Genomic DNA, 1,186 nt, shown 5'->3' on the forward strand with positions numbered 1-1,186 from the left:
GTACGACACATTAGCGGCAGATCATGGAGCGTAATGCACCCTTCTTTTTGAACAAACGAGTAAGGAGTAGGGAGCATCACGTAGCCTACATTGGTGGACGATCGTGTAGCGGCCCCGTCTCATCGCATCACGGTATCGGTGGATTACGCGGTCGCTAATCCACCCTACTGGCGTGGCACAGCTAATTTGGTGCGATAGAATCACCTTCACGATCCTCCTCAAACACTGGATAAAGGTGCTTGAGTTTGATGCGTGCAGCCTCCGTCGTAAATCGCCAAGTCACGGTTGCCCGACGCTCATTGCGCTCCGTCTGCCAAGCCTGAAGCTCGCGCTTGAGTTCCTCTACGGTTGGAATCCGACGCTCCAAACATTGCGCCGAGAGAACGGACAACTCAATTTCAGCCACATTGAGCCAACTGCCATTGCGCGGGGTATGGATCAGCTCCAGGCGTCGGGCGAGGCGGTGGGCCTCTTGAGCAGGAAAGGTTTTGTAGAGCGAGGTGATCGTGTGGGTGTTGAGATTATCGCAGAGTAACCGAATTTTGGGAGCATCGGGGTAGTCCACCTCCAGCAGGTGTTTCACTTCCTCCGCCCAATCTTCCGCCGTCCGGCTATCTCGGCAACGGACTCGTCGCCACCCGTGGAGGGGATCAACGAACATGAAGAGGGCTTGAACCCCGTCGCGCGTGTAATGAAAATCTTCTTTCGCATCCCGGCCCGGCTGCATCGGGAACGGCTCATAGAGGTGGTCATGAAGTTCTTTACTGGCTTCATCCATGCAGATTAACGGGATGTCTGGATCCTCAGCTCGGGTGTAGTGGTCTAAGACCACTTCCATCTCTGCTACAAATCGGGGTAAGTCCCGCTCCGGGATGCAGAAGCGCTCGGTCTTCCACGGTCGCAATTTGTTTTTTTTAGCGTGCGTCTGACCGTCTCCCGGGAGATTTCGGTGACGATGCTGCGTCGTTTGATTTCTTGGGTTAAGAGTCTCAAACTCCAATCAGCTCTCCCATCTGGCGGTTCAGAACAACACAGCGCAATGATATGGGCTTCCGCTTCGCCATCCACGATCGGATCGACCGGCGGGTGCCGTCTAACTTTTCGCTCTAAGGCCGGAGCTTCCCCCGCCTCTAGAAATCGTTTGCGAATCCGTCCCACCGTATTGATATGCAGATTCAAGGCCCTA

Annotated in this window: 1 pseudogene; it reads right to left on the minus strand. The window is 54.8% G+C overall.

Annotated elements, in window-relative coordinates:
• Positions 1-181: 181 nt before the first annotated feature.
• Positions 182-1,186: pseudogene (locus F6J99_RS45180) on the minus strand (IS630 family transposase); the annotation flags it as partial.

Source organism: Moorena sp. SIO4G3 (assembly GCF_010692305.1).
In the GTDB taxonomy this organism is placed as follows: Bacteria; Cyanobacteriota; Cyanobacteriia; order Cyanobacteriales; family Coleofasciculaceae; genus Moorena; species Moorena producens_A.